This window comes from Flavobacterium sp. U410, from assembly GCF_053570605.1.
Genome location: NZ_JBSEFI010000040.1, coordinates 1 through 6,378, shown reverse-complemented (window position 1 = coordinate 6,378; position 6,378 = coordinate 1). Strand labels below are relative to the sequence as shown.

The 6,378-nt window shown below is 32.2% G+C and carries 6 protein-coding genes; 5 read left to right on the top strand and 1 reads right to left on the bottom strand.

Features of this window, described 5'->3' with window-relative positions; genetic code table 11:
• From ACUSJC_RS16580 to ACUSJC_RS16570, 3 genes are all read left to right on the top strand, one after another.
• On the top strand, positions 1–602 hold a 602-nt coding region (locus ACUSJC_RS16580), incomplete at its 5' end, for a BRCT domain-containing protein (protein ID WP_449270674.1).
• 220 nt (positions 603–822) lie between these two features.
• Positions 823–1,647, top strand: coding sequence for a class D beta-lactamase OXA-347 (locus tag ACUSJC_RS16575; RefSeq protein WP_004295324.1), 825 nt, complete (start codon positions 823–825; stop codon positions 1,645–1,647).
• Positions 1,648–1,815: 168 nt separating this feature from the next.
• On the top strand, positions 1,816–2,679 hold the full coding sequence (locus ACUSJC_RS16570) for an aminoglycoside 6-adenylyltransferase AadS (RefSeq protein ID WP_003013318.1): 864 nt from the start codon (positions 1,816–1,818) through the stop codon (positions 2,677–2,679).
• Between the two features lie 200 nt (positions 2,680–2,879).
• On the opposite strand, the gene ere(D) is transcribed toward ACUSJC_RS16570, so the two are convergent.
• Positions 2,880–4,106, bottom strand: coding sequence for an EreD family erythromycin esterase (ere(D), locus tag ACUSJC_RS16565; RefSeq protein ID WP_009040233.1), 1,227 nt, complete (start codon positions 4,104–4,106; stop codon positions 2,880–2,882).
• 357 nt (positions 4,107–4,463) lie between these two features.
• Here ere(D) and ACUSJC_RS16560 point away from each other — a divergent pair, with 357 nt between their 5' ends.
• Positions 4,464–5,630: a tetracycline-inactivating monooxygenase Tet(X2) gene (locus ACUSJC_RS16560; protein ID WP_008651082.1), complete on the top strand. Its 1,167-nt coding sequence runs from the start codon at positions 4,464–4,466 to the stop codon at positions 5,628–5,630.
• A 192-nt stretch (positions 5,631–5,822) separates the two neighbouring features.
• On the top strand, positions 5,823–6,378 hold a 556-nt coding region (locus ACUSJC_RS16555), incomplete at its 3' end, for an exonuclease domain-containing protein (protein WP_449270673.1).

Sequence of the window (6,378 nt, the reverse complement as noted above, 5' to 3'; positions counted from 1 at the left end):
AAAATCTATATGAACATTATAATTTAAAACCATATGTCATAAGTTATATTGACACAATGTTATTTGCAGATAAACTTGGGATGCCTAAAAAAATAAAAGATTTAGCAGAGAGTTTGGACTTAGAAGTAACAAATCATCACGACCCAGAATTCGATGCAAAACTTTGTGCTTTAATATTTGGCGAATTGACTGACAAGTATCCAAGTTATCAAGAACTAATAAGAAAAATTGATGACCAGCCTAAAACAAATAATAATTATTTCAATCAACCAAGTGAAGATGTTTTAGAAGAAAATGAAGAGCATTTATCAAATTATCAAATAACTCAAAACGAACTTGAAAACATTGATTTAATAGGAAAAGGAATAGTTATTACGGGCAACTTTTCAATAGAAAGAGAAGAAATAAAAACTTTTCTAATGAAAATTGGTGGACAAATAAAATCAGGAATAACAGGTAAAGTAGATTTTGTTTTTGCAGGTGAAGATTGTGGTTGGTCAAAAATCCAAAAAATAAACGACTTAAACCAATCAAAAAAAGCAAACATTAGAATTTTAAACGAAGCTGACTTAAATTATCTTATCAAAAAATACGGCATATAACATCGCATTGGCAAAATGGCGGGTTAAGTGCCAAACTCAACTTTTGTGCATTTTATTCCGCCGAATGTGTTCCACATTCAGCTTTTTTTAATAATTTAGCTTCTGTGGAAACACATCGGCTACGTCACTGCTAAATTGAACTTTTTGTCCAATTTATCCGCCACTTCGCCAATGCGTTTCCCGTTAGTGGCAACAAAAACAAACGATAATTAGACAATAAATGAAAAATATTTTATTTGTAGTTTTTATTTCAATGATATTTTTATTTGTTTGCTGTAACACAACAACGAATAAAAACATAATTGAAACAGAAATTTCTGATTTTGACAAAATTTTAGATAGTTTTCAAGTAAATGGTTCAATTCTAATTTATGATAACGACAAGAATACTTTTTACTCAAATGACTTTGATTGGGCTAAAAACGGAAAATTACCTGCATCAACATTCAAAATTCCAAATTCTATAATTGCTGTTGAATTAGGCATTATTGAAAATGATACAACTATTTTAAAATGGAATGGCGAGCAGAGAAAAATGGATATTTGGGAAAAAGATTTATCATTTAAAGATGCTTTTAGAATTTCCTGTGTTCCTTGCTATCAGGAAATTGCAAGGAAAATCGGAACAATTAAAATGAAAGAATATTTAGAAAAATTTGAGTATAAAAATATGATTTTTGACAGTTTAACGATTGACAATTTTTGGCTTGAAGGAAATTCAAAAATATCTCAAAAACAACAAATCGACTTTTTAAGGAAATTCTATTTTTCAAAATTTCCAATTTCTGATAGGACAATAAAGATTGTCAAAAATATTATGGAAATTGAGCGAACTGAAAATTACATTTTAAGCGGTAAGACTGGATTAAGTTCGATAGAAGAAAAATATAATGGTTGGTTTGTTGGTTATGTTGAAACAAAATCTAATGTTTATTTTTTTGCAACAAATGTAATTCCGACAGACGGATTGAATGTTGATGATTTTATTTCATCGAGAATTAATGTAACAAAAAATGCGTTAAAGCAAATGAATATAATGAAATGATAAATGCCACTAACATATGGTAGCCGATAATTGCCGGCTTTCGTGCCAACTTGATACTTTGGTGCTTTTAACGAACCGAAGTGCTAAATTGATACGAAAGTGCTGTAAATCCGGCAACTACGGCTACCATTTTTCGTTGTACGACATAGTAAAACCGAACCAAACAAAATGAAAGTCAGAGAAGAAAAGTTAAGAACAATTATAGAATGGTCGGAGAAAAACGAAGATGTAAGAGTTCTTCTTCTGACAAGTTCACTTGTAAATCCTTTAGCACTTGTTGACGAATTTAGTGATTTAGACATTGAATTTGTTTTTGAGGATAATACAAATTACATTTCAGACAAAAGCTGGACGCTTAAATTCGGAAATCCAATTGCTATGATTGAAGAAGACGAAAGTTGTTTTAACCATAAACACGCAATGAAAATGCTACTTTATGAAGACGGTGTGAAAGTAGATTTTAAACTTTACAGCAAATCAAAATTTATAAAGGAAACGCAAGAGAAAGAATTACCAGAAGATTGGGATATTGGTTATAAAATTTTAATTGATAAAGATGGTATTACAAAGCAAATGCTGAAACCAACTTATCAAATTTCCATTATCAAAAAACCGTCTGAAAAAGAGTTTCAAAATCTAATAAACGATTTTTGGTGGGACACAACTTACGTGGCAAAGTGTCTTGTGAGAGATGAAATATTCTATGCGAAATTTATGTCGGAAACCGTTATTCGCACAGAATATTTAATTCCTTTAATTGAATGGCACATTGCAAGTGAACACAATTGGAACATAACGACCAATAAATATGGACGGCTTTTCAAAAAGTATCTTAACCAGGAAATGTGGGCTAAAACAGAACAAACATTTTCAGGGAGCGATATAAAGGAAAATTGGACTGCTCTATTTTCAATGACTGATTTAGTTTCAGAAATAGGAACTGAATTGTCAAAAAAATTAGAGTACAAATACCCGGATAAATTAGAAAATGACATACGAAAATATTTAGCTGGACTAAAACCCAAAACATAACTACGTCGTACAACATCGTATTGGCAATAGGCGGGCTGAACGGCTTCGTATCAACGGAAGTGCAAAATTCAACTTCTGTTCTTCGATTAAAGTTCAGTGCTAAAAATCCCGCCCATCGCCAATACGCGGCACGTTATGTGAAAGAATAAAACGGCACCTCCAAAAAGAAAGTGCCGTTTCGAAATTAAATTTATAAATTCTCAATCCACTACTTCTGAAACAGTTGATTTTTCTATTAGAAAAATTCCGTCAAAAGCTTCTTCTATTTCAGTTTTTAGGCACATCGAATCAAATCGAATCTTATTACAATTTTTTAATTCCGTACTTCTGTTCATTAGTAAACAGCATTCTTTTCCTCCAAATTCTTGCATAATAAATTCAACAGAATCCGACTCTGGAAAATCAAGTGGAAATTTATCAACCCTAAAGCCAAATTGATAATCATTATCAGGATACAATGCCGCAGTTTCTCCACGTAGATTAGTTATTGCAAATGCTTTATATTTTTCTCCAAAAGTCATCGAAAGTCTTTGCCCCATTGGATAACAACTAATAAATCCATCAAAATCTACCGGAGTTTTTTGAATGTGAGCATTGTGGGCAACCAAAATAATCTTTTTACCAAGTGAATTTTTCAAAAACCAATCAATGCTTTCTGCCATATACTGGTCTTTTGCTCCCATATCTCCTTCAATTCCCCTTTCAGTAATGAAACTTTCCATAGCATCAGCATTATAATTCATATAAATCAAGCCTTTAACTTGATGAACTATCGATTGAAATTCTAAACTTTCTAATTTTGGTTGAAGAGTAATCAAACGAATGTAAACTTTTAATAGCAATGCTTTTAATTCATTATGTTCAGCTTCATCAAAAAGCGATAAATTTAACGCAAGCTGAGAAGTCGAATAGAAATCAAATTTCTCAGCAAGATTTAAAATCTTCTGTAAGACATCAGAAGAAACGATTGAAAGTCTTTGCAAATAATCAGATACAATACGAAAGTTTGGAAAATAAGAACCTCCATTTTTAGGAATATCCACACCTAAAAAGGTAATTTGATTATTATTGTCTTGATTATACCGACGAAGCCATAGCAAAGTATCTTTAAACTCATTTGGATAATAAAAGTGTGACAGTAACTTATCCAAATCGTCGAATGGAATTTGTGATTTTATCCACTTATCAACTTCTAATCCTTCAGAAAAACCAAACTCAAATGCCAAGGTGTCAAAATCACATTCAGTTACTAAAAACTCAATAACTTGATGCCTGAATGTAAAAAACTCTTTTATGAAATGTGCGTTTTCGCCTAAACCAACAATTGTAGAAGAATCAAAATATTCTCGAAATCGAAAAAGACTTTGTTTTATGGATGTATTATTTTCCGAATTAAACGGAAAAGTTAAGGGTTTTATATTTTTCATTATTACCTTATTTTAAATTAAAAATTAACGTACCAAATAGCAACCGTCTCAAAAAGACGATTTAATAATTTACTTTAATTTTTAATTACCAAGGCTTGCTGAAATACATAAAATGTGAATTATTTGAATACAAAGATACTAAAAATTCCTTCACATAACATCGCATTGGCAAAATGGCAGGTTAAGTGCTAAATTGAAAGTTTCTGCATTTTATTCCGCCGAATGTGTTCCACATTCGCTTTTTATTTGTAAGTTAGCTCTGTGGAAACACATCGGCTACGTTCTCGCTAAATTGAACTTTTTGTCCAATTTATCCGCCACTTCGCCAATGCGTTTCCCGTTATGTGCCATTTTTGAATGACAATGCGAATAGATACAGACAAACAAATGAATTTACTTAGTGATAAGAACGTTGCAATAATTGGTGGTGGACCCGTTGGACTGACTATGGCAAAATTATTACAGCAAAACGGCATAGACGTTTCAGTTTACGAAAGAGACAACGACCGAGAGGCAAGAATTTTTGGTGGAACCCTTGACCTACACAAAGGTTCAGGTCAGGAAGCAATGAAAAAAGCGGGATTGTTACAAACTTATTATGACTTAGCCTTACCAATGGGTGTAAATATTGCTGATGAAAAAGGCAATATTTTATCCACAAAAAATGTAAAGCCCGAAAATCGATTTGACAATCCTGAAATAAACAGAAATGACTTAAGGGCTATCTTGTTGAATAGTTTAGAAAACGACACGGTTATTTGGGATAGAAAACTTGTTATGCTTGAACCTGGTAAGAAGAAGTGGACACTAACTTTTGAGAATAAACCGAGTGAAACAGCAGATTTGGTTATTCTTGCCAATGGCGGGATGTCCAAGGTAAGAAAATTTGTTACCGACACGGAAGTTGAAGAAACAGGTACTTTCAATATACAAGCCGATATTCATCAACCAGAGATAAACTGTCCTGGATTTTTTCAGCTATGCAATGGAAACCGGCTAATGGCATCTCACCAAGGTAATTTATTATTTGCTAACCCCAATAATAATGGTGCATTGCATTTTGGAATAAGTTTTAAAACACCTGATGAATGGAAAAACCAAACGCAGGTAGATTTTCAAAACAGAAATAGTGTCGTTGATTTTCTTCTGAAAGAATTTTCCGATTGGGACGAACGCTACAAAGAATTGATTCATACGACGTTGTCATTTGTAGGATTGGCTACACGGATATTTCCTTTAGAAAAGCCTTGGAAAAGCAAGCGCCCATTACCCATAACAATGATTGGGGATGCCGCACATTTGATGCCGCCTTTTGCAGGGCAGGGAGTAAATAGTGGGTTGGTGGATGCCTTGATATTGTCTGATAATCTAGCCGATGGAAAATTTAATAGCATTGAAGAGGCTGTTAAAAATTATGAACAGCAAATGTTTATCTATGGCAAAGAAGCACAAGAAGAATCAACTCAAAACGAAATTGAAATGTTTAAACCCGACTTTACGTTTCAGCAATTGTTAAATGTATAAAATGGAATAAAACGGCACATAACAAACAAATTGGCAATAGAGCCGGTGAAGTACTTCTATTGAACTTTTGTGCAATGTTGAAGATTAGTAATTCTATTCAACATTTGTGCTAAAAGTCGGCTCCATCGCCAATTTGCCAAACGTTATATGCCATATTACACCAAAACTCGTCTGAATTATACAAAATGAACTATGTTTAACTTTTTTAAACCTAAACCAAAAAATCAAATTGAAATGGAAGTTTCGGGAATAAATCCTGAAACAAACAATGAATTTCTATTCTATAATTTTATCGAAAATACACCAAACTATATTCTTGAACCTTGGCTAAAAAAAGCAAAACAAGTTGGTTATAAAGTAAAACCTCAATACGAACAAGCGATTTTGCAAAAATTGAAATTCAATCAATTTAAAAATCCTCATACATTCCCTGAGTACTTTGAAAATAAATTTGATTTTATTGCTATTGACTTTGAGACAGCAAATAACAGTAGATTAAGTGCTTGTGCAATCGGATTATGCTTCGTGAAAAATGACACAATAGTTTATTCGACAAAACACTATATAAATCCACCAAAATCAGAAAAGTTTTTAAAAACTCATACTTCAATACACGGAATTTCATATGAAGATGTAGAATTTTCCCTTAATTTTCAAGAATTATGGGAAGACGAACTTTCTAAATATCTTTCATCTAATTTATTAATTTTTCATAATGCGAGTATGGACTTGAGTGTTTTGAAAAATC